Annotated in this window: 25 protein-coding genes and 1 riboswitch; of the genes, 9 read left to right on the top strand and 16 right to left on the bottom strand. The window is 65.2% G+C overall.

Annotated elements, in window-relative coordinates; genetic code table 11:
• The 4 genes from purQ to purC are packed head-to-tail and all read right to left on the bottom strand — an operon-like array spanning position 1 to position 2,324.
• Positions 1-702: a phosphoribosylformylglycinamidine synthase subunit PurQ gene (gene purQ, locus ACVINW_RS25880; protein ID WP_166206990.1), complete on the bottom strand. Its 702-nt coding sequence runs from the start codon at positions 700-702 to the stop codon at positions 1-3.
• A gap of 4 nt (positions 703-706) precedes the next feature.
• Positions 707-1,291 carry a hypothetical protein gene (locus ACVINW_RS25875; RefSeq protein WP_456753918.1) on the bottom strand — a complete coding sequence of 195 codons (585 nt, stop codon included), beginning with the start codon at positions 1,289-1,291 and terminating at the stop codon, positions 707-709.
• A 13-nt stretch (positions 1,292-1,304) separates the two neighbouring features.
• Positions 1,305-1,547, bottom strand: coding sequence for a phosphoribosylformylglycinamidine synthase subunit PurS (gene purS, locus ACVINW_RS25870; protein WP_029083848.1), 243 nt, complete (start codon positions 1,545-1,547; stop codon positions 1,305-1,307).
• A 9-nt stretch (positions 1,548-1,556) separates the two neighbouring features.
• A complete protein-coding gene (gene purC, locus ACVINW_RS25865; RefSeq protein ID WP_016843454.1) occupies positions 1,557-2,324 on the bottom strand; it encodes a phosphoribosylaminoimidazolesuccinocarboxamide synthase in 768 nt (255 codons plus the stop codon).
• Positions 2,325-2,672: 348 nt separating this feature from the next.
• On the opposite strand from purC, the gene ACVINW_RS25860 reads away from it, so the two are divergent.
• Positions 2,673-2,996 carry a DUF1476 domain-containing protein gene (locus tag ACVINW_RS25860; RefSeq protein ID WP_456753917.1) on the top strand — a complete coding sequence of 108 codons (324 nt, stop codon included), beginning with the start codon at positions 2,673-2,675 and terminating at the stop codon, positions 2,994-2,996.
• Between the two features lie 46 nt (positions 2,997-3,042).
• Here ACVINW_RS25860 and ACVINW_RS25855 read toward each other — a convergent pair whose 3' ends face one another.
• Positions 3,043-3,963, bottom strand: a complete 921-nt coding sequence (locus ACVINW_RS25855; protein ID WP_456753916.1) for a LysR family transcriptional regulator — start codon at positions 3,961-3,963, stop codon at positions 3,043-3,045.
• Positions 3,964-4,076: 113 nt separating this feature from the next.
• Here ACVINW_RS25855 and ACVINW_RS25850 point away from each other — a divergent pair, with 113 nt between their 5' ends.
• Positions 4,077-4,901, top strand: a complete 825-nt coding sequence (locus ACVINW_RS25850; protein WP_456753915.1) for an isocitrate lyase/PEP mutase family protein — start codon at positions 4,077-4,079, stop codon at positions 4,899-4,901.
• A 199-nt stretch (positions 4,902-5,100) separates the two neighbouring features.
• Complete coding sequence (gene purB / locus ACVINW_RS25845) at positions 5,101-6,531, top strand: adenylosuccinate lyase (RefSeq protein WP_456753914.1); 1,431 nt, start codon at positions 5,101-5,103, stop codon at positions 6,529-6,531.
• 74 nt (positions 6,532-6,605) lie between these two features.
• Here the strand turns inward: purB and cynS are convergent, their stop codons facing one another.
• The 7 genes from cynS to ACVINW_RS25810 form a co-directional block, all read right to left on the bottom strand.
• A complete protein-coding gene (gene cynS / locus ACVINW_RS25840; protein WP_163160216.1) occupies positions 6,606-7,094 on the bottom strand; it encodes a cyanase in 489 nt (162 codons plus the stop codon).
• Between the two features lie 20 nt (positions 7,095-7,114).
• Positions 7,115-8,026 (bottom strand): ABC transporter ATP-binding protein, encoded by a 912-nt coding sequence (locus tag ACVINW_RS25835; RefSeq protein ID WP_456753913.1) that lies wholly within the window; start codon positions 8,024-8,026, stop codon positions 7,115-7,117.
• 2 nt (positions 8,027-8,028) lie between these two features.
• Positions 8,029-8,868, bottom strand: coding sequence for a nitrate ABC transporter permease (ntrB, locus tag ACVINW_RS25830; protein ID WP_456753912.1), 840 nt, complete (start codon positions 8,866-8,868; stop codon positions 8,029-8,031).
• Between the two features lie 160 nt (positions 8,869-9,028).
• Entirely contained in the window at positions 9,029-10,414 is a 1,386-nt protein-coding gene (locus ACVINW_RS25825; RefSeq protein WP_456753911.1) for a CmpA/NrtA family ABC transporter substrate-binding protein, read from the bottom strand.
• A gap of 106 nt (positions 10,415-10,520) precedes the next feature.
• Positions 10,521-11,399: a sulfurtransferase gene (locus ACVINW_RS25820; protein ID WP_456753910.1), complete on the bottom strand. Its 879-nt coding sequence runs from the start codon at positions 11,397-11,399 to the stop codon at positions 10,521-10,523.
• Between the two features lie 125 nt (positions 11,400-11,524).
• Complete coding sequence (locus ACVINW_RS25815) at positions 11,525-12,652, bottom strand: acyl-CoA dehydrogenase family protein (protein WP_456753909.1); 1,128 nt, start codon at positions 12,650-12,652, stop codon at positions 11,525-11,527.
• A gap of 36 nt (positions 12,653-12,688) precedes the next feature.
• Positions 12,689-13,231: an OsmC family protein gene (locus ACVINW_RS25810; RefSeq protein WP_456753908.1), complete on the bottom strand. Its 543-nt coding sequence runs from the start codon at positions 13,229-13,231 to the stop codon at positions 12,689-12,691.
• Positions 13,232-13,498: 267 nt separating this feature from the next.
• Between ACVINW_RS25810 and ACVINW_RS25805 the strand changes: the two genes are divergently transcribed.
• Positions 13,499-14,146 carry a TetR/AcrR family transcriptional regulator gene (locus ACVINW_RS25805; RefSeq protein WP_456753907.1) on the top strand — a complete coding sequence of 216 codons (648 nt, stop codon included), beginning with the start codon at positions 13,499-13,501 and terminating at the stop codon, positions 14,144-14,146.
• Between the two features lie 67 nt (positions 14,147-14,213).
• Here ACVINW_RS25805 and ACVINW_RS25800 read toward each other — a convergent pair whose 3' ends face one another.
• Both ACVINW_RS25800 and ACVINW_RS25795 read right to left on the bottom strand, forming a co-directional pair.
• Positions 14,214-14,942 (bottom strand): SDR family oxidoreductase, encoded by a 729-nt coding sequence (locus ACVINW_RS25800; RefSeq protein WP_456753906.1) that lies wholly within the window; start codon positions 14,940-14,942, stop codon positions 14,214-14,216.
• Positions 14,943-15,080: 138 nt separating this feature from the next.
• Positions 15,081-16,280, bottom strand: coding sequence for a TrmJ/YjtD family RNA methyltransferase (locus tag ACVINW_RS25795; protein ID WP_456753905.1), 1,200 nt, complete (start codon positions 16,278-16,280; stop codon positions 15,081-15,083).
• Between the two features lie 319 nt (positions 16,281-16,599).
• Between ACVINW_RS25795 and ACVINW_RS25790 the strand changes: the two genes are divergently transcribed.
• The 3 genes from ACVINW_RS25790 (at position 16,600) to ACVINW_RS25780 (ending at position 20,206) form a co-directional block, all read left to right on the top strand.
• Positions 16,600-18,327 (top strand): alpha/beta hydrolase family protein, encoded by a 1,728-nt coding sequence (locus tag ACVINW_RS25790; protein ID WP_456753904.1) that lies wholly within the window; start codon positions 16,600-16,602, stop codon positions 18,325-18,327.
• A 126-nt stretch (positions 18,328-18,453) separates the two neighbouring features.
• Positions 18,454-19,668: an NADP-dependent isocitrate dehydrogenase gene (locus tag ACVINW_RS25785; RefSeq protein ID WP_456753903.1), complete on the top strand. Its 1,215-nt coding sequence runs from the start codon at positions 18,454-18,456 to the stop codon at positions 19,666-19,668.
• A 37-nt stretch (positions 19,669-19,705) separates the two neighbouring features.
• Positions 19,706-20,206: a DUF3455 domain-containing protein gene (locus tag ACVINW_RS25780; protein WP_456753902.1), complete on the top strand. Its 501-nt coding sequence runs from the start codon at positions 19,706-19,708 to the stop codon at positions 20,204-20,206.
• Here the strand turns inward: ACVINW_RS25780 and ACVINW_RS25775 are convergent.
• Together ACVINW_RS25775 and alaS are read right to left on the bottom strand one after the other, a co-directional pair.
• Entirely contained in the window at positions 20,203-21,453 is a 1,251-nt protein-coding gene (locus tag ACVINW_RS25775) for a cyclic nucleotide-gated ion channel (RefSeq protein WP_456756500.1), read from the bottom strand. The genes ACVINW_RS25780 and ACVINW_RS25775 overlap by 4 nt on opposite strands.
• A gap of 11 nt (positions 21,454-21,464) precedes the next feature.
• Positions 21,465-24,155 (bottom strand): alanine--tRNA ligase, encoded by a 2,691-nt coding sequence (gene alaS, locus ACVINW_RS25770; RefSeq protein WP_456753901.1) that lies wholly within the window; start codon positions 24,153-24,155, stop codon positions 21,465-21,467.
• Positions 24,156-24,355: 200 nt separating this feature from the next.
• Positions 24,356-24,448, top strand: a riboswitch (glycine riboswitch).
• 142 nt (positions 24,449-24,590) lie between these two features.
• Here alaS and gcvT point away from each other — a divergent pair.
• Together gcvT and gcvH are read left to right on the top strand one after the other, a co-directional pair.
• A complete protein-coding gene (gene gcvT, locus ACVINW_RS25765) occupies positions 24,591-25,736 on the top strand; it encodes a glycine cleavage system aminomethyltransferase GcvT (RefSeq protein ID WP_456753900.1) in 1,146 nt (381 codons plus the stop codon).
• A gap of 13 nt (positions 25,737-25,749) precedes the next feature.
• A complete protein-coding gene (gene gcvH, locus ACVINW_RS25760; RefSeq protein ID WP_456753899.1) occupies positions 25,750-26,115 on the top strand; it encodes a glycine cleavage system protein GcvH in 366 nt (121 codons plus the stop codon).
• The last annotated feature ends 84 nt before the right edge of the window (positions 26,116-26,199 follow it).

Raw genomic sequence — 26,199 nt, 5'->3', positions numbered from 1 at the left:
TTACGCCGCCTTTTCGAACTGCTGGACCAGGCCTGCGAACAGGCCGCGGCCGTCGGTGCAGCCCATGATCTCTTCGACGTGGTTTTCCGGATGCGGCATCATGCCGAGCACATTGCCGCGCTCGTTGACGATCCCGGCGATCGAATGCGCGGCGCCGTTGAAGTTCGAGGCCTCGTCGACCACGCCGTCGGCAGAGCAGTAGCGGTACAGCACCCGGCCGTCGCCTTCGAGCCGCTTCAGCGTCTCCTCGTCGGCTTCGTAGTTGCCCTCGCCATGCGCCACCGGCACGCGGATCACCTGGCCCGCATTGTAGCCGCGGGTGAACGGCGTGTCGGAGCGCTCGACCTTCATATGCACGTCGCGGCAGACGAATTTCAGCCCGGCGTTGCGCATCAGCACGCCCGGCAGCAGGCCGGATTCGCAGAGGATCTGGAAGCCATTGCAGACGCCGAGCACGAGGCCACCCTTGGCTGCGAAGTCGCGCACCGCGTCCATCACGGGCGCGCGCGCCGCGATCGCGCCGCAGCGCAGGTAGTCGCCATAGGAGAAGCCGCCGGGCACCACCACGAGGTCGGTGCCTTTCGGCAGCGCGGTCTCGGCGTGCCAGACCATCGCAGTCTCGTTGCCGGATGCGAGTTTCAGCGCGCGCGCCATGTCGCGCTCGCGGTTGATGCCGGGAAAGACGAGGACGGCTGATTTCATTTCGTCACCTGGTTTTGGGTGCCAGCGCGAGCTTAACTGCGGCGGCAAATCTTGCGTAATTGTCGTTGCTGGCCTTCTCGTCGTGCGCCGAACTGATCAGGCTGGCGGAGCCCTGGCCGCCAAACAGCAGGCCGTTGACCTGATACTCGCTTGCGCCGCTGGGCGTCACGGTGAGGCGCCGTGCCTTGTACATGCGCGGCACCGCGGAGCCCTTGTCGCCGTCAACACCGAGCAGCGTGATCCGCTGTCCGGGCGTCCGCTGTTCCAGCGCCTTGATGATCTGGTTCTGCCCGTCACGGAATTGATCGAGCGTCATCTGATTTCCGCCGGTGTACACCCGGTAGCTGACCTTGGAACCCGCTCCGCATTGCGCTTGCTCGCAGCGGAACAGATGCGTGTCGGCGCGACGCTCGTAACGCCAGCCGCTGACTGCAAACGGCGGCCGCTGCGTGGTCGCCGACGGCGCCGGCGCCTGAGCCGAAGCACCGGCGATCCCGGCAGCCGTCAGCAAACCGCCCAACAACAATCGGGCTATCGTCCGGTCACTGCCAAGAGAGCTGCCAAGAGAGACGGGAGCGGCTGACATCATCTGGCTCGCCCCGTTAGCTCAGGACCTCGACCCGGTAATTCTCGATCACGGTATTCGCCAACAGCTTGTCGGCGGCGGCTTTCAGCGCTGCCTCCGCCTTGGCCTTGTCGGTCGCGGCGAGCTCGATGTCGAACACCTTGCCCTGGCGAACGCTGGCGACGCCGTCGACGCCGAGCGATTTCAGCGCGCCCTCGATCGCCTTGCCCTGCGGATCGAGGATGCCCGACTTCAATGTCACAGTCACACGTGCCTTCACGATTGCCTCTTAACTCTTCACCAGCACGGGACCGCTGCCGGCCGGCCGTTCATTTTCGATCAGGATGCCGAGCCGCTTGGCCACTTCGGTATAGGCCTCGAGCAGGCCGCCGAGATCCCGGCGGAAGCGGTCCTTGTCGAGCTTCTCGTTCGACTTGATGTCCCACAGCCGGCAGGAGTCCGGCGAGATCTCGTCGGCGACGATGATCCGCATCATCTCGTTCTCGAACAGCCGGCCGCACTCCATCTTGAAGTCGACGAGGCGGATGCCGATGCCGAGGAAGAGGCCGGTGAGGAAGTCGTTGACGCGGATGGCGAGCGCCATGATGTCGTCGATCTCCTGCGGCGTCGCCCAGCCGAAGGCGGTGATGTGCTCTTCCGACACCATGGGGTCGTTGAGCTGGTCGTTCTTGTAATAGAACTCGATGATCGAGCGCGGCAGCTGGGTGCCCTCCTCGATCCCGAGCCGCTGCGACAGCGAGCCGGCGGCGACGTTCCGCACCACCACCTCGAGCGGCACGATCTCGACCTCGCGAATCAGCTGCTCGCGCATGTTGAGACGGCGGATGAAGTGGGTCGGCACCCCGATGTCGTTGAGGTGCTGAAACAGGTACTCCGAAATCCGGTTGTTGAGGACGCCCTTGCCCTCGATCACCTGGTGTTTCTTGGCATTGAACGCGGTCGCGTCGTCCTTGAAGTGCTGGATCAGGGTTCCCGGCTCGGGGCCTTCGTAAAGCACCTTGGCCTTGCCTTCATAAATACGGCGTCGACGGCTCATTGGGATGTACCGTGTTTTGTTGAAATCCATGGATTTGGGTGCTCCGGATGACTTGGGTTACGACCCACGACGGAGCTGCCGCGGAGGCCTGGAACCCGAACAATCCACTGGAAACAGAACAAGAACCATGCCTGCGGGCAACCTATCCGATTGGGCCATCCAGCACAATCGATTGTGCCCGCCTCGGGGCACTTATACCGCCCTATCAAAAAGGGCCGATTCCGCCTGTTCTGCCTGCGGCTTAACGGCTCGTTGTCTTGCCGATTCGTCCCCCCTATCTAGGCAGGCATCGGGGCTGCCGCAACGCGCGGATCACCCGCCATTCAGCAGGGGATTGGAACTTCGGCCATGAACGAATTCAACAAGCGCGAGGAAGGTTTCGAGAAGAAGTTCGCCCTCGACGAGGAGCTGAAGTTCAAGGCTGAGGCGCGCCGGAACAAGCTGCTTGGCCTGTGGGCCGCCGAAAAGCTCGGAATCGCAGGCGATGCCGCCAACGCCTATGCCAAGGAGGTGGTCGCCGCCGACTTCGAGGAAGCCGGCGACAACGACGTGCTGCACAAGGTGCTGAAGGACCTCGCCGCCAAGGGCCAGGCCGCGACCGAGCGCGACATCCGCGCCAAGATGGACGAGCTGCTGGCCGTGGCGGTGGCCCAGGTCAAGGCGGGAAGCTGAACCCGGCGAATGGGGTGTGGCGAATGGCGAATTGGGCATCCGTTCGCTATTCGCGATTGGCCATTCGCCTTCTTGAAAACTCCTTACGAATGATGTCGAGCAGACGGCGTGACGCGGCGCTGAGGAAGCCGCCATGCCGCGTCACCGCGACCACCTCGTGACTGGCGGTGAGATTGCCGACGCGGATCGTCGCCAGCGTCGCCGCGCGCAATTCCTCCGCTGCATTGCTCTGCGACAATAGCGCGATCCCGAGCCCGGCCTCCACCAGCCGCTTCTGCGCCGTCAGGCTGTCGACCGGCGTCCAGGCGATCTCGCCGAGCCCGTGCGTCAGGAACAACGCGAACACGTGCGAGGCGGTGATCTCGCGGCGTCCCGGCACTTCGGGAAAAGCGATCCAGCGCTCATCCCTGAGATCGGCGAGCTTGCCGACCTTGCGTCCGGCCAGCGGATGGTCCGGCGCGCAGACCACGCCGAGCGGCTCGGCAAGCAGCGCCTCGCAATCGAGCTCGCCTGAACGGTCGCGGTCGTAGCGCAGCCCGATCGTGGCCTCGCCGCGCCGGATCAAATCGCTGACCTCGGCGCTGGTCGCGGTACGCAAGGTCAGCGCGACGTCCGGATGCTGGCGGGCAAAGCGCTTCAGCACCTTCGACAGCCGCCCGCCGGCGAGCGTACCGGTCACCGCCAGCGCCACCGGGCCGGAATTGTCGCGCAGGAGCGCCCGCACCGCATTCTCGGCGTCCTGCGCTGCCGCCACCGCGCGTTCGGCATAGGGCACCATCACCCGACCGGCATCGCTCAGCCGCGTCTTGCCCGCGATCCGCTCGAACAACGGCACGCCGAGCTCCTGCTCGAGCAGCGCGATGCGCCGGGAAATCGCCGGCTGCGAGCGATGCAGCGCTTTCGCGGCATTGGAGATCCCGCCGCGCCGGTGCACCACCAGGAACGTGTTGAGCGCGTCGCTGTCCATCTCCGGCCTCATGCAAAAAGCTGATGACAGTGAGAGAAATAACAAATTTGTCTGATGGCCGAAACCGCCCTATCGCTAGGTCTCAGTCGCTTTTTCAACCATCAGGAGTTCACATGCGCACCCAGGCAGACAAGGCAGCACGGTTTCGCGAGTTGCATCAGCGGCCCGGCGCCTTCATCATTCCGAATCCGTGGGATGCCGGAACGGCGAAGCTGCTGGCGGCGATGGGGTTCGAGGCGCTCGCGACCACCAGCCTCGGGCTCGCCAACACGCTCGGGCAATCCGGCGTCAGCCTCGATGCCATCATCGACAATTGCCGGGTGATCGCAGAGGCCACCGACCTGCCGGTCAACGCCGATCTGGAGAATTGCGGCGCCGACGATCCCAAGACCGCGGCAAAGGCGATCGCGCGCGCGGCCGAAGCCGGCGTGGTCGGCGGCTCGATCGAGGACTCGACCGGCAACCGCGAGCATCCGATTTACGAGTTCTCGCTCGCGGTCGAGCGGGTGCAGGCCGCCGTCGAGGCGGCGCGGGCCCTGCCCTTCCCGTTCACGCTGACGGCGCGGGCGGAGAACTTCCTCTGGGGACGCAAGGACCTTGACGACACTATCAAGCGGCTGCAGGCGTTCGAGGCGGCCGGCGCCGATGTGCTGTATTCGCCGGGCCTCTACGACCTCGGCACCATCAAGACCGTGGTGTCGTCGGTCAAGAAGCCGTTCAACCTCGTGATGGGCTTTGCCGATCCGACCTTGACGCTCGAGCAACTATCCGCCGCCGGCGTCAAGCGCGTCAGCGTCGGCGGCGCGATGGAGCGCCACGCGCTCGCCGCCTTCCTGCGCTGCGCCCGCGAGATGAAGGATCAGGGCGCGTTCAGCTTCGTCCGCGACATGGCGCCGGTGAAGGAGATGAGGGATATGTTTGCGGCCGGTCAGGCATGACCTGACCGCCACGACGGGGAGCGCCGACGACAAGCCCTGAGCATGCGGGCACCGCCTGGGATCGCCAGAGGCGGCGCTTTCGAGAATCTGGTATGGTGGGGCCAGCACCGCAAGTCCGGCCAAGGCGCTATCAGACCTGACGATTCATGACAGCTTGCGGCTTGCGGCCAGCCTCCGGCAATGCCAAGAGAGCGGGATCATGTCCCAAGATCACATTTCCAACGTCCTCGCCGAACGTTACGCCTCACCCGCCATGCGCGCCATCTGGAGTGGCGAAGGCAAGGTCCGGCTCGAACGCGACTACTGGATCGCCGTGCTGAAGGGCCAGCGCGATCTCGGCATTCCGGTTCCGGATGGCGTGATCGAAAGCTACGAGCGGGTGAAGGACCAGATCAACCTCAAGTCCATCATGCAGCGCGAGCGGATCACCCGCCACGACGTCAAGGCGCGCATCGAGGAGTTCTGCGATCTGGCCGGTCACGAGCACCTGCACAAGGGCATGACCAGCCGCGACCTCACCGAGAACGTCGAGCAGCTCCAGGTCTACCGCGCCCTGCAGCTGGTCGAGACCAAGAGCATTGCCGCGCTCATTCGCTTTGCCAGGCGTGCGAAGCAACTGCGCGACATTCCGTTCACCGCGCGCACCCACAACGTGGCCGCACAGGTCACAACGCTCGGCAAGCGCATCGCCATGTCCGGCGAGGAGATGCTGCTGGCGCATCAGAGCCTGGTCAACGTGCTGCAGACCTATCCGGCGCGCGGCCTGAAGGGCGCGGTCGGCACCCGTCTCGACCAGATCACCTTGTTCAATGGCGACGCCGGCAAGGCGCGGGCGCTGGAACAGCGCATCCTCGTTCACCTCGGTCTGCCCAAAGCGCTCGATGCCGTCGGCCAGGTCTATCCGCGCAGCCTCGATTTCCGCGCGGTCAGCGTGCTCACCGAGCTCGCCAGCGGCCCCGGCAACTTCGCCAAGACCATCCGCCTGATGGCCGGCCACGAACTTGCCAGCGAAGGCTTTGCCAAGGGCCAGGTCGGCTCCTCGGCCATGCCGCACAAGATGAACAGCCGCTCCTGCGAGCGCATTAACGGCCTGCATGTGATCCTGAAGGGCTATCTCGCGATGGCCGCAGGCCTCGCCGGCGATCAGTGGAACGAAGGCGACGTCTCCTGCTCGGTGGTCCGCCGCGTCATGCTGCCCGATGCCTTCCTTGCCATGGACGGGCTGCTCGAGACGTTGCTGACCGTGCTCGACCAGATGGAGGTATTCGAGGCTGTCGTCGAAACCGAGCTGAAGCGCTATCTGCCGTTCCTGCTGACCACCACTGTGATGATGGAAGCGGTGAAGAAGGGCGCCGGCCGCGAGGGTGCCCACGAGGCGATCAAGGAACATGCCGTCGCGGCCATCGGCGACCTGCGCACCGGTAAGATCGTGCAGAACGATCTGCTGCAGCGCCTCGCCGCCGATCCGCGTCTCGGCTTGAGCGAAGCCGAGCTCAAGGCCGTGCTCGACCAGGGCCGCGCCAACTCCGGCGACGCCGCCGCCCAGGTCGATCACTTCGCCGAGCAGGTCGAGGCGCTGGCCAAGGCCAAGCCGGACGCCGCGCGCTACACGCCGGGCACAATTTTGTAGAAGGACGAATAGTGGGTAGCGAATAGCGAGTGGAAGAAATTCCATTCGCTATTGGCTATTCGCCATTCGCCCGCTTACTCTTCCTTGAAGCCGTATTCCGGCACATTGCCGCTGGCGCCGTAATATTTGTACGGCAGGAACTTGCCGCTCATGGTGATCTTGACGCGGTCGCCCTTGGGGTTGGCGACGCGTTCCATCGCCATGTCGAAGTCGATCGCCGACATGATGCCGTCGCCGAACTCCTCCTCGATCAGCGCCTTCCAGGCCGGGCCGTTGACCATCACCATCTCGTAGAAGCGGTAGATCAGGGGATCGGTCGGCGGCATCGGCGTGCCGGTGCCGCGCATCGGCACCTCGTTGAGCATCGCGATCTCGGCCTTCGACAGCCCGAACAGCTCGCCGGCATTGGCCGCCTGCGGTTTTGTCAGCTTCATCTGGCCGAGGATCGCGCCGACGATCAGGACTTCGGAATAGCCGCCGATCTTTTCGCAGATGTGCTTCCAGCTCCAGCCCTTCTCGCGCTTGATGTCGAGCAGCTTCTCGGTGAGGTCTTCGCGTTTCATGGGGTTTCCTCCTTTGGGCTTCAGCGCGCAGCGCTCTGCGCGGGATTGGGTTCGACGACGCGCGGCGGCGAGACGATCACCGGCTCGCCGACGCCGGGCCGCACCACAGGCACGTGGCGCGGATCGTGTCCGGTCGCCTCGGTCGCAAAGCTCTTGCTGCGGCTGACCAGGAAATCGACGATATGGTTGCGCAGCGCATAATAGTAGGGATGGCGGTGCAGATCGATGCGGCCGCGATCCTTCGGCAGCGGATTCTCGACGATCTCGGCCAGCACGGCGCCGGGGCCGTTGGTCATCAGGAAGATCTTGTCGGCGAGGAAGATCGCCTCGTCGACGTCATGGGTGATCATGAACGTGGTCTGTCCGGTCTCGAGACAGATGCGCCGTACCTCGTCCTGGAGCGTGCCGCGGGTCAGCGCGTCGAGCGCCGAAAACGGCTCGTCCATCAGCATGATCTTCGGCGTGATCGACAGCGCCCGCGCGATGCCGACGCGCTGCTTCATGCCGCCAGACAATTCCGACGGATGCTTGTGCTCGGAGCCGGTCAGCCCGACCAGATCGATGAACCTCTCGGCGTGAGCCTTCACGCGTGCGCGGTCCCATTTGCGCCATTTCGAGCTGACGGCGTAGGCGACGTTGCCGAGCACGGTGCGCCACGGCAGCAGCGCGTGGCTCTGGAAGATCACGGCGCGGTCGAGGCTGGTGCCCTCGATGCCCTGCCCGTCGACGATCACGGTGCCCTCGCTCGGCTTGTCGAGGCCGGCGAGGATGTTCAGCACGGTGGTCTTGCCGCAGCCGGAATGGCCGATCACGCAGCCGAACTCGCCGCGCGCCATCGACAGCCAGAAATTCTCGAACACGGTGGTGATGCCGCCGCCGGCGCCGGGATAGCGCCGCGCAATGCCCTCGATGGAGATGAACTTGTCGGTCATCGCTACTCCGGAAACGTCACCATGCGCGTGAAGCGCGCCAGCACCTGGTCGAGCAGCATGCCGACAAGGCCGATCAGGAGGATCGCGATGATCACATTGGTGATCGACAGATTGTTCCACTCGTTCCAGACGAAATAGCCGATGCCGGTGCCGCCGACGAGCATCTCGGCGGCCACGATCACGAGCCAGGCGATCCCGATCGAGATCCGCATGCCGGTCAGGATCGTCGGCGCCGCCGCCGGCAGGATCACGGTAAAGGCGCGCCTGACGGTGCCGACCTCGAGCGTGCGCGCGACGTTGATCCATTCCTTGCGGACGCTTGCGACCCCGAACGCGGTGTTGAGCAGCATCGGCCACACCGAGCAGATGAAGATGACGAAGATCGCCGAGATCGAGGAATCCTTGATGGTGTAGAGCGCCAGCGGCATCCAGGCCAGTGGCGAGATCGGCTTCAGCACCTGGATGAAGGGATCGAGCGCCTTGCTGATCAAAGGCGACATCCCGATCGTGAAGCCGAGCGGGATCGCAACGATGACCGCGATCAGATAGCCGAGCCCGACCCGGCCGATCGAATAGGCGAGCTGGATGCCGAGCCCCTTGTCGTTTGGCCCGTTATCGTAGAACGGCCGCTTCAGGTGCTCCCACAGTTTCGCGCCGACATCTAATGGTCCCGGCATCGCCGACTTGCCCTGGGTCGCCGTCAGCCCCATCAGCTTGGCGTATTCAGGGCTCATGTTCGCAGCCGCACCCGTGCTGCGGGTCGCGAGGTGCCAGGCACCGAGGAAGGCGGCGAGCAGTGCAAGCGAGACGATGGCGGCGCGGAGACGGAGGGAAAGCGTCATTGCGCGAACTCCCTCCGCCCGTCGTCCCTGCGAAAGCAGGGACCCATACGCCGCGGCCCTTCGATGGAGCACGTCGGGAGACACCGTGCACAATTGCTAGCGGTCGTGGTTATGGGTCCCTGCTTTCGCAGGGTCGACGCTGTGGATAGACTTGCTCTCCTCACGACGACTTCCTGATCTTGAAGCTCGCCAGATAATCGTCGGGCTTGGCCGGATCGAAACTCTTGCCCATCACCGAGAACGATTTGTAGGCGGTCGGCGGCGGCGAAAGGCCCATCTCGGCCATCACCTTCTTGGTGTCGGTGGCGAGATACACCTGCTCGGCAACCGCTTTGTAGTCGACGTCGCCCTTGATCTGGCCCCAGCGCTTCATCTGGGTCAGCATCCACACCGCAAAGGATTGCCAGGGGAACGGATCGAAATCGACGCGCTTCGGATCGGTCTTCACGCCGCCGAGCCCGTCGGCATAGGTGCCGGTCAACACCTGCTCCAGCACCGTCACCGGCGCGTTGATATAGTTGGCCGGCGCGATCGCTTCCGCGATCTGCTTGCGATTCTCGGCCTTCGCCGCATAACCGGTGGCATCGACGATCGCGCGGGTCAGCGCGGCGAAGGAATTCGGCGCCGTGGTGATGAACTCGCGGCTCGCCGCAAAGCTGCAGCAGGGATGACCGTCCCAGATCTCCTTGGAGAGGATGTGCAGGAAGCCGACACCGTCATAGATCGCGCGCTGGCAGATATTGTCGGGCGCGAGGAAGCCGTCGATGTTGTCGGCGCGCAGATTGGCGACCATTTCCGGCGGCGGCACCGAGCGGAGCTGCACGTCGGTATCCGGATCGAGCCCGTGCTCGGCGAGATAATAGCGCAGCAAATAATTGTGCATGGAATAGTCGAACGGAATGGCGAACTTCATGCCCTTCCAGTCCTTCGGATCGCGCCGATCCCTGTGCTTCATCGCTAGCGTGATGCCCTGCCCGTTGATGTTCTCGATCGCGGGCACCGTGAACGGGATCGCATTGGCGCCGAGCCCCAGCGAGATCGCGATCGGCATCGGCGCCAGCATATGGGCGGCGTCGTATTCCTTGTTGATGGTCTTGTCGCGAATGACAGCCCAGCCGGCGGTCTTTACCACCTCAACGTTGAGGCCCTGCTTGGCATAGAAGCCGAGCGGCGCCGCCATGATGATCGGAGTCGCGCAGGTGATCGGGATGAAGCCGATCTTGAGGTCCTTTTTCTCCGGCGGACCGGCATCGGCGAACGCCTCCGTCGCGGTCTTGATCGGAAAGACCTGCGACAGCGCGGCGAGCGCGGTCGCCGCCCCGACCGATTTCAGGAACGCGCGGCGCGCGATGTCTTGCGGAAACACCGCCCGCATCACTGCCGAGGCGACGATGCCCTCGTAACGCTGCTGTTCGCTCAGAACAGGCTCGCAGCGCAGCGTGCCCGCGGCATGCTCGTGCTCGGCCGCCGAGCGGTGCCGGCCGCAGGCGCAGCCGGATCGTGAAAGATCACGATCGGCGTCGAAGGGATCGTCTGACGTGGACATGCTGCGCCCCATTGTCGCACCGAAACGCGGAGAGCTCCGCGATCCGGTTCATCGATCGGCGTCCGGTTGCGTTTTGCGCCGCCGGACGCCGCCAAACATGCAGGTTCTATGCCGCCTTGCCGGTCACGACGGCAGATGTCGGCAGGCCTTCATCGATCGGCAGCGACGGGTCGCGCGACCACTCGTTCCAGGAGCCGAAATACATCCGCACGTCCTTCACGCCGGCGTTCTTCAGCGCCAGGAAAGTGTTCGAGGCGCGCGCCCCCTTGAAGCAATAGAGATAGACCGGCGTGGTCTGCGAGATGCCGACGGTGGCGCATTCGGCAAGGATCTCGTCCTTCGACTTGAAGCGCGGGCCTTCGCCGGTCGGCTTCATCATGCGGTACCATTCGAGCCACACCGCGCCGGGAATGCGGCCCTTGCGCGGGCAGAAATCCTTGCCGTAGGGGGAGGAGCTTTCGCCGATCCACTCGTCGACGTCGCGCACGTCGAGGATCGCAACGCCGGGCTTGCCGACCGCGGCCAGCATCGTTTTGGCGTCGATCATGATCTCGCCGGCCTCCGGCACGATCGCAAAGCCGGCCTTCACCGGCACGGCAACGTCGGTGGTGACCGGCAGGTCCGCCGCCTTCCAGGCATCGAAGCCGCCATGCAGCACCTTGACCTTGGGATAGCCGAGCATGGTCAGCAGATAATAGCCGCGGCAGGACTGGCCGAAGCCGGAATTCATCGACTGCTCGTAGATCACGGCGGTCTCCTTGCCGGAGAGACCGGCCGCACCGAAGGCGTCGGCGAACTTGGTCTTCAACTCGTGGATGCCCTCCGGGGTCGAGGTCGCAAGGAACGTGAAGATATCGTGCACATTGACGGCGCCGGGCAGATGGCCCGCAGCATAGGCATCCGGATTCCGCGTGTCGATGATGACACACGGTTCTTTCTTGACGAGCTCGGCAAGTTCGCCGGCGGTGATCAGAACGTCCGTCATGGCTCTCTCCTGTTGCGTGGTTGCTAGTCTTGGTGGTCCCGAACTTGTTTGGGCATGATCTCCGCGCAAACGCGTTCCGCGTTTGTCGCGAGGGAAAACCGGTCTCCACTTTTCCGGATCATGCTTCACCCATCCGCGAGCATCTTGCGCAGCTGCTTGGTGGCGGGCGTGACGATGGCGACGAAATAGGCCTCGCGCAGCCGGCGCTGGGCGCGGTGGCTCATCAGATAGCCGCGCGCGCCGCAATGGAGCATCGCGGCATGCGCGACCGCGACGCTGGCGTCGCCAATGCGCAGCCGCAGCGCGACGACGCGGCGCCAGTAGCTGTCATCGGCATTGTAGGGATCGCGCGCCAGCGTCATCGCCTCCTTCTCGAACTCGGCATAGAGCTCGCGGAATTGCAGCGGCTGCTGCGGCAGATAGCGGTTGACGTGACCCAGCGGCGCGTGGACCTCGTCCATGATGTTGATGCAATCCTTCATCAGGCCGAGGCCCATGCCGACCTGCAGCAGGATGAAGCCGGCGCGGATCTTCCTGACGAACGGTGCGGCCGGCTCGGCCAGGATCAATTCGTCCGGCACGAAGGCATCGCGGAACTGGACGCTGTAGGTGCCGGTGCCGTCCATCGCCAGGAACGGCTTGCACGGCGTCAGCGTGATCGCGGGATCGGCGCAGTCGGCGAGGAACATGACCGTCCGCCCCTGCTCGCTCGTGCCGTCGTCATCCTCGCGCTCGAAGATCGTGCCGAAGTAATGGTCTGGCCCGAGATTCGACACCCAGGGCAACGCGCCGCGCACGATGTAGCCGCCGTCGACCTTGCGGCCTTTCAGCTTCAGCCGCTCGATGCCGAAGAAGCTCTTCATCGGGTTGGACAGCCCCGTGCCGCCGAGCCGGCGCCCGCTGGAAAAGCAATCGCCGAACCGGGCGGCGAGCTTCATGTTGGTGGAGTTCGCCGCGTACCAGACCAGCGTATTCTGGCACCACGCCATGAAGGCGGTGGCGCCGCAGACCTCGCCGATCGCGGCCATCGACTGGATGGCGCAGCGCAAATCGGCGGGGCCCTCCTGCGGCACGTGGCTGTTCCACGCGCCGACCTCGCCGAGCCGGCGCAGGAATTCGGCCGGATAGACCGTGCCGGCGTCGATCGCCGATGCGAGCGGCGCCAGCTCCTGGCGGGCGAGGCGCGCGACCTCGTCCGCTATCGTCGGTGCGGGATCTTGAGCTGCGACCCGCGATAAAGCCAGTGAACCCATGGATAGTCTCCGCACCTTGAATTGCCGGTCCGAGCTTTACGCGCTGACCTCGAGATTGACGGGGCGGGTGAAGGTGTTGGCGACCGGCGACCACTTCTTCACATGCGCCACCAGCGCATCGATCTCGCTCCTCGGGACGCCCTCGCATTCCATATCGACCTTGACGCGCACATCGGTGAAGCCGACCGGCTTCTCGCTGACGTCGCCGGTGCCCCACACCGCGGTGATGTTGAGGTCGCCCTCGAGCTCGAGCTCGAGCTTGTTGACGATCCAGCCGCGATGCACGGCGTTGGCGTGCAGGCCGACCGCAAGGCAGGAGCCGAGCGCCGCGAGCGAGGCTTCGGAGGGATTGGGCGCGGTGTCGTCGCCGAGCAGGCCCGGCGGCTCGTCGACGATGTAGGGCGCAAGGTTGCGGATGTAGTTGGCGTGACGGAACTTGCCCTCGGCCACCGTCTTGCACTTCAAGGTCTTGATCACCTTCGGATTGGCCTTGCCGTTGGCAATGAGCTGCTCGAGCCCGCCTTTGTCGATCGGCGCGAGGCAGCCGGTCAGAGCGGTTTTTTGAGCGACAGCGGTCATCAGTTTTCTCCCTGGGAGCGATGGAAATGGTCAGGATACCGAACGGTCTGTTTCCTGCATAAGCCGTGCCAGTCCCGCGCCAAATCAAAAGGTGAAATCGCAGAGGCGCTTAAGCGGGCCTGCCTGCGGATTGACCAGCGCCGCCCTGCTCAATCGCCAAGCAAATGCTGCGTGGGCTGCGATTACTTTGAGCGCAAGGCAGCGCACATGACCGCCCCGTGAAGATGCGGCTTGATGATTTAGCCGCGCTCCGATTTACTGCCGCGCATGGTCAAATCGCTCACCAAGAAAAAAACCGCAGCGTTCGCCGCCGGCGACGATGAATCCGCACGCGGGCGCCTGCTCAGTGCGGCGACGCATTTGTTCTGCAAGAACGGCATCAACGCCACGGGCATCGATGCGATCATCGATGAGGCTGGAACCGCGAAGACCACGCTCTACAAATTGTTCGGCTCGAAGACCAATCTGGTGCACGCCGTGCTGGAGAGCGAAGGCCGCCAGTGGCGCGAATGGTTCATCGGCGCGATCGAGGCCGGCGGCGGCGATCCGCAGACCAAGCTGGCGCGGATCTTCCCTGCCCTGAAGACATGGTTCGCCGAGGAACGTTTCTACGGCTGTCCCTTCATCAATGCGGTCGCCGAGCACGACAAAGACGCCAAGCAGTTCCGCAACATCGCGCTGAAGCACAAGAAGGTGGTGCTGGCGCATATCGAGAAGCTGGCCGGCGAGATGGGCGCGGCGGAGCCCGCCGTGCTGGCGCATCAACTCGCGCTTCTGATCGACGGCGCCATCGTCGCCGCCATGGTGTCGTGTGACCCCACCGTCGCCGACACCGCCGGCCTTGCCGCCGGCAATCTGTTCGCGCCGGCCAAGGTGAAGAAGGCCAAGCGCGCGACCGAGCTCGAGGCGGTCTAGTCCGACTTGCCGACGATTTGTCACATCATTGCGAGCGCAGCGAAGCAATGACGGCAGAAACGCCGCTCTACAGATCGAAATTCGTCGGCAGCATCACGACGTCACGGATGGTCATGCCGCGCGGCCGGGTCAGCATGAACATCACAACCTCGGCGACGTCGCTCGCCCCGAGCAAGCTGCCCGCCGCCTTGGCCTCCGCGAGCTTCTCCGCCGGCCAGTCGGCGAGCAGCGCGCTGATCACGGGCCCCGGCGAGATCGAGCCGACGCGGATGCCGTGCTTGAACACCTGGCGCCGCACCGTCTGGACGAAGCAGTTGATCGCCCATTTCGACGACGCATAGACCGGCTCCCACGGCGTCGGGAAATGCGCGGCGAGCGAGCTCGTCACGATGATGTCGCCCGTACCGCGTGCGATCATGTGCGGCAGCACGTCGTGCACGTTCTTCATCACGACATTGACGTTGAGGTTCAGCATCCGGTCGATCGCATTGGTATCGGCATCGACGAGGTCGCCGCCGACATAGATGCCGGCATTGGCGTGCAGGATGTCGAGCTGGCCGGCCTTTTCGAGCACCTGCGGCAGCAGGCTCGCGCAGGCCTTTGGATCCAGCAGGTCGAGCACCAGCGGGACCACCGCGTCGCCATGCTTGCCGGCGAGGGCTTGCAGCGCGGCCGCGTCGCGGTCGACCATCACCACGCGAGCGCCGGCCGCCAGCATCGCCTCGCTGCTCGCAAGTCCAATACCCGATGCCGCGCCGGTCACGGCCGCGACCTTGCCTTCCAATTGCTTCGCCATCGTCTCCACCCTGTCGGTTCGTGTGGCGCGTATGGCAACACATCACGGCCGCGATGTCAGCTCACCAAGCGCTGGAGCCTGTCATCGGGCGTGCCGAAGGCGAGACCCGTGGCGAATGATGACACCGAACAAGACGCTTCACCGCCCCTGCCGCAGCGCCGCCTCCAGCCGCGCCAGCTCGGCGTCGAGGTCGCGCTCGATGTCGGCCACCTGCATATCGACCACCCGGTAGTCGCGCGCCTCGAGCCAGGCTCTGCGCTTGGCGCGATCGGTGCCGATGGCCTCGCTTTCGTTCGGATTGACCAGTTCGATCGCGGTCCGGTGCACGAAGGAGACGAAGTCGGGGATGTGGCGGCCAACCGGGGTCTGGCGCTTGAACTGGCCGGCGAAGCGGCGGTCGCGGGTCAGCGCCTGCCACAGGATCCGCTCGGCATCGGTCGGGTTGCGGCGGAGCAGCCGGGCGAGGCCGCGCACCGTGCTGGAATTGTCGGCGGTCGCGCCGCCGCCGCCCTGTTCGGCGAGCAGCGCGCGGAGCCGTGTCGCCTGGGCGCCGTCGAGCACGCCGCCCTTGGCGGGGCCCTTGCGGCCCTCGGCGATCGCCATCACCACGCCGTGCAGCGTGTGCATGTCCTGCTTGGTCGGATCCATCCGGGTGAAGATGTTGCGCAAGTTGACCAGCATGGTGTCGCGCTTCTCGGCCGGACGCAGGAACTCGACCTTGTCGAGCTCGGCGACAAGGTTGTCGAAGAACGCCTGCATCTGGTGCTGGGAAGCCGGCTCAGACCGCTCCGGCATCGCAAACGGCAGCGCCCCGGCGGTCGAGAGCTTGAACCATTCATAGCCCATCAACAGCACCGCCTGCGCCAGGTTGAGCGAGGCGAAGCCCGGATTGACCGGATAGGTGATGATGCGGTTGGCGAGCGCGACCTCCTCATTGGTCAGGCCGGAGCGCTCCCGCCCGAACAGGATGCCGGCGCCGCCACCGGATGCGACATGGCGGGCGATCTCGGTCGCCGCGCTTTCCGGCCCGACCACGGGCTTGGCTTGGTCGTGGGCGCGCGCGGTGGTGGCGAACACCAGCGTGAGGTCGGCGATCGCCTGCTCGACGGTGTCGAACAATTCGACGGAGCCGATGATGTGGTCGGCACCGGCGGCCGCGCGCTGTGCGGCGATGTTCGGCCAGCCGTCGCGCGGGTTGACGATGCGCATCCGGCTCAGCGCGAAGTTGCCCATCGCGCGCGCGGCCATGCCGATGTTCTCGCCAAGCTGCGGCTCGACCAGGATGACGACGGGACCGGCAAGGTCGTGCCCTGCCTTGGTCTTGTCGGTGCCGGACATCTCACTTCACTTTCTGATTCAAGATCTGAAGATTTTGAATCAGCTTCCGAGGCGGCTGATTCAAAACCTTATCCAGGGGCCCGCAACCAGCTTTGCACCGGTTTTGCGCGGAACCAATTTCTCCAAGCAGATAACAGGGTTAGCGGCGATTGCGAATCCTCAATCGGAATCCCGATCGCAGAACATGAGGGCCGCGGCTTGCGCGCGCTTCGCCTTCGGATAGGCTATCAACCACAACCAAAGCGAAGCTGTAAAGGCACGCTTGAGACGCCGGTTGAACGGCGAGGCAGTTGGATTGAAGCACTTTGGGGGGACGACGATGCGGGGCAGATGGACGCTGGCGATTGTGGGCCTGATCTTGATCGTGGCGGGGGGCCTGCTCGCGCACTTTACTCAGACGGCAGGCGGCATCCGGATCGAGGATGTCAGGTTCAAGGGCGCCAAGGGCAACACCATGAGCGCCCTGCTCTACGTCCCGGCCAATGCGACGGCGCAGATCCCGGCGCCCGGCGTCCTCGCCGTCCACGGCTACATCAATTCGCGCGAGACCCAGGACGGCTTCGCCATCGAGTTCGCCCGCCGCGGCTACGTCGTGCTGGCGCTCGACCAGACCGGCCATGGCTACAGCGACCCGCCCTCCTTCGCCAACGGCTTTGGCGGACCTGACGGCCTCGCCTATCTCCGCAGCCTTCCATTCGTCGACAAGGAGAACATCGGTCTCGAAGGCCATTCGATGGGCGGCTGGACCGTGCTCGCCGCCGCCGCAGCGATGCCCAATGACTACAAGTCGATGGTGCTGGAAGGCTCCTCCACCGGCAAGCCGTTCGCCGCCGAGGGCACGACGTCGTGGCCGCGCAACACCGCACTGGTGTTCGCGCAGTATGAGGAATTCTCCACCCTGATGTGGGGCGTCGACCTCGCCCGCGACGTCACCACCAGCCCGAAGCTCTGGGCGCTGTTCGGCACCCAGGGCGCGGTCGAGCCGGGCAAGGTCTATGGCGATCCGGCCAATGGCACCGCACGGGCGCTGTACACGCCGGCGATGACCCATCCGGCCGAGCACATCTCGCATGAGGCGATCGGCTACAGCCTCGACTGGTTCGCCAAGACCCTGAAGGGCGGCACACCGCGTCCGGTCGACGACCAGATCTGGTTCCGCAAGGAGATCGGCACGCTGATCGCCCTTATCGGTTTCATCGCGCTCGTGATCGGAACGTTCGACGGGCTGCTTGAAGCACTGGCGTTCTCCCGCCTGCGTCTGCCCGCGGTCGCCGACGGCACCATGCCGCCGCATCAGGCGGCGAGCGGCCGGCGCTGGACCGCGGCGTTCATCCTGTCGGCCTTCATCCCGGCGCTGACCTACTACCCGGCCTTTGCACTGGGCGGCACCTTCGTCACCCCGAGCGCATTCCTGCCGCAGGGCATCACCAACCAGATCCTGGTCTGGGCTATTATCAACCTCCTGATCACACTGGCCCTGATGCGGTTCGCGCCGAAGCGCGCCAGCCGGGCGGGCCTCGTCGGTCAATCCATCGTGATCGCGCTGGCGTCGGTTGCGGTGGGTTACGCCGCGCTCTGGCTCGCCGACCTCGCCTTCAAGATCGACTTCCGGTTCTGGATCGTCGCACTCAAGTTGATGAGCGCGAAGCAATTCCTCATCTTCCTGATCTATCTGATTCCGTTCACGGCGTTTTTCGTCGTGGCGCTGCACGTGCTGCACCGGAATTTCTCGACCATGGATACGCCGCGCGGCGCGCTGTACCTGACCAACATCCTGGCCCTGACGCTCGGTTTCATCGTGTTGCTGGCGCTGCAATACGGCACGCTGTGGCTGAGCGGAAAGCTGTTCAACCCGATCCCGGACCCCGGTTTCGTGCCGCTCTCGACCATCGTCGCGATCCAGTTCGTGCCGCTGCTCGCGATCGTCGCCGTGATCGCGACCTTCACCTGGCGGCGGACCGGATCGAGCCTGCCGGGGGCCCTGATCGCGGGCCTGTTCGTGACCTGGTACATCGTCGCAGGGACGGCCACGCAGGCGGCATTTTAGGCTAAAAGATGGGCTTAAAGTGCATAACCGGTCCGCTTCCGCCCGCCCCCGGGCGGTGCTATAGCGCAGGCGTATTCCACCATCCCGCCGTCAAAAGCGCGCTGTTCCCAAGAGGGCCTCTCCGTCATGGCAAAAATCAAGGTATCCAATCCCGTCGTCGAGCTCGATGGCGACGAGATGACCCGGATCATCTGGCAGTACATCAAGGACAAGCTGATCAACCCGTTCCTGGATGTCGAACTGCTGTATTTCGATCTGGGCATGGAATACCGCGATGAGACCAACGACCAGGTGACCATCGACGCGGCGGAGGCCATCAAGAAGGTCGGCGTCGGCGTCAAATGCGCCACCATCACCCCCGACGAGGCCCGGGTGAAGGAGTTCGGCCTGAAGCAGATGTGGAAGTCGCCGAACGGCACCATCCGCAACATCCTCGGCGGCGTGATCTTCCGCGAGCCGATCATCTGCAAGAACGTGCCGCGCCTGGTGCCCGGCTGGACCAAGCCGATCATCATCGGCCGCCACGCCTATGGCGACCAGTACCGCGCCACCGACATCAAATTCCCGGGCAAGGGCACGCTGTCGCTGAAATTCGTCGGCGAGGACGGCACCGTGATCGAGCGCGAAGTGTTCAAGGCGCCCGGCGCCGGCGTCGCGATGGAGATGTACAATCTCGACGACTCGATCATCGATTTCGCCCGCGCCTCGCTGAACTACGGCCTGCTGCGCAACTACCCGGTCTACCTCTCGACCAAGAACACGATTCTGAAGGTCTATGACGGCCGCTTCAAGGACATCTTCCAGGACATCTACGACCGCGAGTTCAAGAAGGAATTCGAGGCCAAGGGCCTGACTTACGAGCACCGCCTGATCGACGACATGGTGGCCTCGGCGCTGAAATGGTCCGGCGGCTATGTCTGGGCCTGTAAGAACTATGACGGCGACGTGCAGTCCGACACCGTGGCCCAGGGCTACGGCTCGCTCGGCCTGATGACCTCGGTGCTGCTCACCCCGGACGGCAAGACGGTGGAAGCCGAAGCCGCCCACGGCACCGTGACCCGCCACTACCGCGAGCACCAGAAGGGCAAGGAGACCTCGACCAACTCGATCGCGTCGATCTTCGCCTGGACCCGTGGCCTTGCCCATCGCGCCAAGCTCGACAACAATCCGGAACTGGCGAAGTTCGCCACCACCCTGGAGAAGGTCTGCGTCGCGACCGTCGAGGAGGGCTACATGACCAAGGACCTCGCGCTCCTGGTCGGCGCCGATCAGCGCTGGCTCTCGACCACTGGATTCCTCGACAAGGTGTCCGACAACCTCGTGAAGGCCATGGCGGGCTAAGCCCGCCGTCCCCGGACGACAGCAGCGAGCGCAGATCATGGCCCTTGTCAGAGCCGCGGCGCTCGCATCTATCCTGCTATCAGGATCGGCGGCCCTCGCCGCCGATCCGCTGCCCGACGCCGTCGCGGCGCCCGGCGAATCTCCGGTCCTCACCGTCCATGCCGAGGGCGCGCAGCTCTATGAGTGCAAGCCGGTCACCGGCGGCAAGCTCGCCTGGTCGTTCCGCGAGCCGGTCGCGACCCTGATCGCCGATGGCCGCACGGTCGGCCGGCACTATGCGGGCCCGAATTGGGAGCATGTCGACGGCAGCGCAGTGACCGCCCGCACCGCCGGCAGCGCACCTGGCGCAACGGCTGCGGATATCCCCTGGCTGAAGCTCGAGGTGATCGCCCACCGCGGCAATGGCCTGTTCTCCAGCGTCGCCACCGTGCAGCGGATCAACACCTCGGGCGGCGAACTCAGCGGCGCCTGCGACAAGGCCGGCGCGCTGAAGAGCGCGGCGTATTCTGCCGACTACGTGTTCCTGCGCCGCGACTAATCCCGGATCCCGCCGTCGGTCTCGCGCGGCGCTTGCGCGATCTCCGCGGCCGCCAAGTCGCCACCAGCCGCGAGCGGATCGGCAAGCCGCGCTTCCGCGGTCTCGCGGACATGGGCGGAGAGTGCCGGCATGCGCTCGATCAGGGCGTGGAAGTCCTGCGCATCGAGCAACAGGAGCTTGGTCTTGCGCGTCGCCGTCACCGTGCCGGAGCGATTGGTCCTGCGCAGCAGCGCGATCTCGCCGAAGAACGTGCCGTCGGCAAGGCGCACCCGCTGACTCGGCAGGTCGATCTCGACCTCGCCCGCGGTGATGAAATACATCGATGAGGCTGCATCGCCGCGCCGCACCAGCACCTCTCCGGCCTCGATGGTCTGCGACCGCAACAGCCGCATGATGTCGGCGATATCGGCGGCATTGAGATGCGAGAACAGCGGCACCCGCGCCAGCATGCCCCAGGTCACGACGAAGTCGCGGCGCCGGACCTCGTCGGCGAACGCGGTCGAGATGATCGCGACCGGCAGCGCGATCATCGCAAAGCCGACCACGATCGCAACCACGGTGACGATCCGCCCGAGCGGCGTCACCGGAACGACGTCGCCATACCCGACGGTGCCGAGCGTCACGATTGCCCACCACATCGCCTGCGGCATGGTGCCGAACTTGTCCGGCTGCACCTTGTGCTCGATGGCATAGAGCAGCGAGGCGAACAGCAGCACCGCCCCGGTCAGGATCACGACGCAGCCGAACAGCGTGCGCCGCTCCGCATGCAGCGCCGCCAGCAGCGAGCGCATCGCGGTCGAATAGCGCACCAGCTTGAGAAACGGCAGCATGCCGAACAGCACCAGCGCGGTCCTGTCGCCGATCGCGAGCGCAATGGCCGACGGCAGGAAGGCGAGCAGGTCGATCATGCCGAGCGCCGAGAAGGCGTATTCGCGCCGTGCCTGCAACGCCGTCATGTCGCGCAGGGAGTGGCCGACCACGCTCCAGAGCCGGGCGGCATATTCCAGCGCGAAGGCCGCCACCGCCGCGATCTCGATCGAGGCGAGCGCCCAGCCGAACTGCGCGTCGATCTCGGGCACCGAGACCAGGATCGCCGCCAGCACGTCGACCGCGATGATGGCGACGATGATCCCGGCAAACCGCGAACCGCCGGAATGCGGCAGGTCATCGCGTTCAAGCAACTCGTAAAGACGGTCGCGCAGCCGGGGATCGCTGATCGTAGGCTTGAGCGGAGCCGTCGCCACGATCAGCCTCTCCGTCAGGCGCCGGCCGATGCCTGTTGAGTCATGGCCTGTTCGATCGCCGACAGCGCGGCATCGGCCTTGGCGCCGTCGGGACCGCCGGCCTGCGCCATGTCGGGCCGGCCGCCGCCGCCCTTGCCGCCGAGCACCTCGGAGCCCTTGCGGACCAGCTCGACCGCGTTGAAGCGCGAGGTCAAGTCGGCGGTGACGCCGACCACGATGCCGGCCTTGCCGTCCTCGGTGACGCCGACGATCGCGACGACGCCCGAGCCGATTTGCTTTTTGCCGTCGTCGACCAGGCTCTTCAGATCCTTGGTCTCGACGCCCTCGACCGCACGCGCCAGCAGCTTGACGTTGCCGACCTCGCGGACACCGGACGCCGCGCCGTTCGACGCACCGCTACCGCCGCCCATCGCGAGCTTCTTCCTGGCATCCGACAGGTCGCGCTCGAGCTTCTTGCGCTCTTCCATCAGGGCCGTGATGCGCGCCGGGACGTCCTCGATCGAGGTGCGCAGCTCGGCCGCCGCGCTCTTCGCCAGCGCCATGGTGTCGTTGGCGTGCTTGCGCGCGTGACGTCCGGTCAGCGCCTCGATGCGGCGCACGCCGGAGGCGACCGCGCTCTCGCTGGTCACCGAGATCAGGCCGATGTCGCCGGTGCGGCGGACATGGGTGCCGCCGCAGAGCTCGACCGACCAGCCGAGCGCGTTCTGACCGTGCTCGCGGGCGCTCTTGCCCATCGAGACGACGCGGACTTCATCGCCGTATTTCTCGCCAAACAGCGCGCGCGCACCGGCCTCGCGGGCGTCGTCGACGGCCATCACGCGGGTCGTCACCTCGTCATTCTCGAGCACGACCTCGTTGGCGATGTCCTCGACGCAGGCGAGCTCTTCCGGCGTGATCGGCTTCGGATGCACGAAATCGAAGCGCAGGCGATCGGGCGCGACCAGCGAGCCGCGCTGGGCGATGTGATCGCCGAGCACCTGGCGCAGCGCCTCATGCAACAGATGGGTCGCCGAATGGTTGGCGCGGATCGCCGAGCGGCGCGCGTGGTCGACCTCGAGCTGCAGCGCGGTGCCGGCCTTCAGCGTGCCCTGCTCCACCGTGCCGACATGCACGAACAGATCGCCGGCCTTCTTCTGCATGTCGGTGACGCGGAACTTGACGCCCTCGCCGGTGAGCACGCCGATGTCGCCGACCTGACCGCCGGACTCCGCATAGAACGGGGTCTGGTTCAGCACGATCGCGCCGCTCTCGCCGGCCTTGAGGCCATCGACCTCGGCACCGTCCTTGACCAGCGCCGTCACCACGCCTTCCGCGCTCTCGGTCTCATAGCCGAGGAATTCGGTAGCGCCGAGCTTCTCGCGCAGCGGGAACCAGATGGTCTCGGTCGCCGCCTCGCCGGAGCCGGCCCAGGAGGCGCGCGCCTTCTCGCGCTGGCGCTCCATCGCGTCGGTGAACGCCGCCTGGTCGACGCTGATGCCGCGCGACTTCAGCGCGTCCTGCGTCAGGTCGAGCGGGAAACCATAGGTATCGTACAGCGTGAACGCGGTGTCGCCGTCGAACATGTCGCCCTTCTTCAGGCCGGCGCTCTTCTCGTCGAGGATCGACAGTCCGCGCACCAGCGTCTTGCGAAATCGGGTCTCTTCGAGCTGCAGCGTCTCCTCGATCAGCTTTTCCGCGCGCACCAGGTCCGGATAGGCCTGGCCCATCTCGCGGACCAGCGCCCAGACCAGGCGATGCATCAGCGGCTCGCTCGCGCCCAGGAGCTGCGCGTGGCGCATCGCACGGCGCATGATCCGGCGCAGCACGTAGCCGCGGCCCTCATTCGACGGCAGCACGCCGTCGGCGATCAGGAACGCCGACGAGCGCAGATGGTCGGCGATGACGCGATACGACGCGACGTTCTGCGCGTTCGGCTCATGGCCGAGCGCCGACGAGGCTGCGTCGATCAGATGGCGGAACAGATCGGTCTCGAACACGCTCTCGACGCCCTGCAGGATGCAGGCCATGCGCTCGAGGCCCATGCCGGTGTCGATCGAGGGGCGCGGCAGCGCCACGCGCTCCTCCTTCGTCACCTGCTCGTATTGCATGAACACCAGATTCCAGAACTCGAGGAAGCGATCGCCGTCCTCCTCGGGGCTACCCGGAGGTCCGCCCCAGATGTGCTCGCCGCGATCGATGAAGATCTCGGAGCACGGACCGCAGGGACCGGTATCGCCCATCGCCCAGAAATTGTCCGAGGTCGGGATGCGGATGATGCGGTCGTCCGAGAAGCCCGCGATCTTCTTCCAGTAGCCGGCCGCCTCGTCGTCGGTGTGGTAGACCGTGACCAGCAGCTTGTCCTTCTTCAGCCCGAAATCCCTGGTGATCAGATTCCAGGCGAGCTCGATCGCGCGCTCCTTGAAGTAGTCGCCGAACGAGAAGTTGCCGAGCATCTCGAAGAAGGTGAGATGGCGCGCGGTGTAGCCGACATTGTCGAGGTCGTTATGCTTGCCGCCGGCGCGCACGCATTTCTGCGACGTCGTGGCGCGCTGATAGCCGCGCTTCTCGACGCCGGTGAAGACGTTCTTGAACTGCACCATGCCGGCATTGGTGAACATCAGGGTCGGGTCGTTGCGCGGCACCAGCGGCGACGAGGCCACGATCTCGTGGCCGTTCGCCTTGAAGAAGTTCAGAAATGTCGACCTGATGTCGTTGACGCTGCTCATGTTCATCCAATCGGAAAAAGGGGCCGGCCAGCCGCAAAAAGGCGTCATTTTCCGGCCGAACGCTTTTAGACATTGCCAGCTGCGGTGTCCAGAAACTGTGCAGCCGGATCATGGGCTTGCCGCAACAGCACAAAGCCCGTTGATAGTCGTCCGGGTGCGTTGACAGCCTTGGCGGGGCCGTGTTTTGGTCCTACCTGTAAGTAGTCACGTCGGGAGAGACTGGCCCTGTCCTGGGCCGGCGCCGAAGGAGCAACCGCCCCGGAAACTCTCAGGCAAAAGGACCGCGTGACGTCTGACATCTGGAAAGAGGCGCTGGGGTTCTCCCCGATTGCGTCCGCCGACGGGATAATACTCTCAGGCACAGCGACAGATGGGGCTTTCTGCAGGTTTCTCAAGGGGAAATAGGTCCCCGGCGGGAACCGCGAGGGCCCTGTGATGCTTGTGCGCGAAACTTCCCCGCTGAAACAGACCCCGCTGCACGCGCTGCATCTGGCGCGCGGCGCCAAGATGGTGCCGTTCGCCGGCTATGACATGCCGGTGCAATACACGGCCGGCGTGCTGAGGGAGCATTTGCACACCCGCAAGGACGCCGGTCTGTTCGACGTGTCCCACATGGGACAGCTCGTGCTGAAGGCCAAATCCGGCAAGATCGCAGACGCGGCGCTCGCGCTGGAAAAACTGGTGCCGCAGGACATCGTCGGCATCGCGCCGGGACGGCAGCGCTACGCGCAATTCACCAACAAGGACGGCGGCCTGCTCGACGATTTGATGGTGGCGAATTTCGGCGATCATCTATTCCTGGTGGTCAACGCCGCCTGCAAGGACGCGGACGAGGCGCATCTGCGAGCGAATCTTTCCGACAGCTGCGAGATCGTGTCGCTGGCCGACCGCGCGCTGATCGCGCTGCAGGGGCCGAAAGCGGAAGCGGCACTGGCAAAGCTTTGTCTAGATGTCAGTTCGATGAAATTCATGGACGCCGGCCCGCGCCGCGTCGCCGAGATCGACTGCTTCGTCTCGCGCTCCGGTTACACCGGCGAGGACGGCTTTGAGATTTCAGTACCCGCGGACAAGGCGGAAGCCCTGGTCACCGCGCTGCTCGACAATCCCGACGTGCTGCCGATCGGGCTCGGCGCGCGCGACAGCCTGCGGCTCGAAGCCGGGCTCTGCCTCTACGGTCACGATATCGACACCACCACCACGCCGGTCGAAGGCGCGCTGGAATGGTCGGTGCAGAAGGTCCGCCGCAGCGGCGGCGCCCGCGCCGGCGGCTTTCCCGGCGCCGACAAGATCCTCGCGCAATTCGCTGATGGCGCCACCCGCCGCCGCGTCGGCTTAAGGCCCGATGGCCGTGCGCCGGTGCGCGAAGGCGCCGCGCTGTTTGCCGACGCCAGCTCGACCGAGCAGATCGGCAAGGTGACCTCGGGCGGCTTCGGCCCGAGCCTCAATGCGCCGGTTGCGATGGGCTATCTGCCGACCGCCCTCTCCGCGCTCGGCACCACCGTTTTCGCCGAAGTGCGCGGCCAGCGGCTGCCGCTGAAAGTCGCCGCAACGCCCTTCATCCCCAATACCTACAAACGCTGAAGGATCGATCCCCATGACGACGCTGTACACGTCCGACCACGAATGGCTCCGCATCGAGGGCGATGTCGCCACGATCGGGATTACCGATTATGCGCAATCGCAGCTCGGCGACGTGGTGTTCGTCGAACTGCCCAAGATCGGCCGCAGCCTGAAAAAGGCCGAGGCCGCCGCCGTCGTCGAATCCGTCAAGGCCGCCTCCGACGTCTATGCGCCGATCACCGGCGAAGTGGTCGAGGTCAACGAGGCGCTCACGGCCGATCCCGCGCTGGTCAATTCGGATGCCGGCGGCAAGGCCTGGTTCTTCAAGCTGAAGATATCAGACAAGGGCGAGCTCGGCGGCCTGATGGATGAAGCCGCCTACGCCGCGCACACCGCCTGAGAGAATGAAGCAGATTGCGACCACACACTCCCTGTCATCGCCCGACTTGATCGGGCGACCCAGTACGCCGCGGCCCTTCAGCTT

It is taken from the genome of Bradyrhizobium sp. USDA 4461, from assembly GCF_054055655.1.
This window is presented reverse-complemented; position numbering and strand designations above follow the sequence as displayed.

What these genes read in the sequence shown, in the direction of transcription:
- purQ (WP_166206990.1), bottom strand. Translation starts at nt 702, where the DNA reads ATGAAATCAGCCGTCCTCGTCTTTCCCGGCATCAACCGCGAGCGCGAC.
- ACVINW_RS25875 (WP_456753918.1), bottom strand. Translation starts at nt 1,291, where the DNA reads ATGATGTCAGCCGCTCCCGTCTCTCTTGGCAGCTCTCTTGGCAGTGAC.
- purC (WP_016843454.1), bottom strand. Translation starts at nt 2,324, where the DNA reads ATGAGCCGTCGACGCCGTATTTATGAAGGCAAGGCCAAGGTGCTTTAC.
- ACVINW_RS25860 (WP_456753917.1), top strand. Translation starts at nt 2,673, where the DNA reads ATGAACGAATTCAACAAGCGCGAGGAAGGTTTCGAGAAGAAGTTCGCC.
- ACVINW_RS25855 (WP_456753916.1), bottom strand. Translation starts at nt 3,963, where the DNA reads ATGGACAGCGACGCGCTCAACACGTTCCTGGTGGTGCACCGGCGCGGC.
- ACVINW_RS25850 (WP_456753915.1), top strand. Translation starts at nt 4,077, where the DNA reads ATGCGCACCCAGGCAGACAAGGCAGCACGGTTTCGCGAGTTGCATCAG.
- purB (WP_456753914.1), top strand. Translation starts at nt 5,101, where the DNA reads ATGTCCCAAGATCACATTTCCAACGTCCTCGCCGAACGTTACGCCTCA.
- cynS (WP_163160216.1), bottom strand. Translation starts at nt 7,094, where the DNA reads ATGAAACGCGAAGACCTCACCGAGAAGCTGCTCGACATCAAGCGCGAG.
- ACVINW_RS25835 (WP_456753913.1), bottom strand. Translation starts at nt 8,026, where the DNA reads ATGACCGACAAGTTCATCTCCATCGAGGGCATTGCGCGGCGCTATCCC.
- ntrB (WP_456753912.1), bottom strand. Translation starts at nt 8,868, where the DNA reads ATGACGCTTTCCCTCCGTCTCCGCGCCGCCATCGTCTCGCTTGCACTG.
- ACVINW_RS25825 (WP_456753911.1), bottom strand. Translation starts at nt 10,414, where the DNA reads ATGTCCACGTCAGACGATCCCTTCGACGCCGATCGTGATCTTTCACGA.
- ACVINW_RS25820 (WP_456753910.1), bottom strand. Translation starts at nt 11,399, where the DNA reads ATGACGGACGTTCTGATCACCGCCGGCGAACTTGCCGAGCTCGTCAAG.
- ACVINW_RS25815 (WP_456753909.1), bottom strand. Translation starts at nt 12,652, where the DNA reads ATGGGTTCACTGGCTTTATCGCGGGTCGCAGCTCAAGATCCCGCACCG.
- ACVINW_RS25810 (WP_456753908.1), bottom strand. Translation starts at nt 13,231, where the DNA reads ATGACCGCTGTCGCTCAAAAAACCGCTCTGACCGGCTGCCTCGCGCCG.
- ACVINW_RS25805 (WP_456753907.1), top strand. Translation starts at nt 13,499, where the DNA reads ATGGTCAAATCGCTCACCAAGAAAAAAACCGCAGCGTTCGCCGCCGGC.
- ACVINW_RS25800 (WP_456753906.1), bottom strand. Translation starts at nt 14,942, where the DNA reads ATGGCGAAGCAATTGGAAGGCAAGGTCGCGGCCGTGACCGGCGCGGCA.
- ACVINW_RS25795 (WP_456753905.1), bottom strand. Translation starts at nt 16,280, where the DNA reads ATGTCCGGCACCGACAAGACCAAGGCAGGGCACGACCTTGCCGGTCCC.
- ACVINW_RS25790 (WP_456753904.1), top strand. Translation starts at nt 16,600, where the DNA reads ATGCGGGGCAGATGGACGCTGGCGATTGTGGGCCTGATCTTGATCGTG.
- ACVINW_RS25785 (WP_456753903.1), top strand. Translation starts at nt 18,454, where the DNA reads ATGGCAAAAATCAAGGTATCCAATCCCGTCGTCGAGCTCGATGGCGAC.
- ACVINW_RS25780 (WP_456753902.1), top strand. Translation starts at nt 19,706, where the DNA reads ATGGCCCTTGTCAGAGCCGCGGCGCTCGCATCTATCCTGCTATCAGGA.
- alaS (WP_456753901.1), bottom strand. Translation starts at nt 24,155, where the DNA reads ATGAGCAGCGTCAACGACATCAGGTCGACATTTCTGAACTTCTTCAAG.
- gcvT (WP_456753900.1), top strand. Translation starts at nt 24,591, where the DNA reads ATGCTTGTGCGCGAAACTTCCCCGCTGAAACAGACCCCGCTGCACGCG.
- gcvH (WP_456753899.1), top strand. Translation starts at nt 25,750, where the DNA reads ATGACGACGCTGTACACGTCCGACCACGAATGGCTCCGCATCGAGGGC.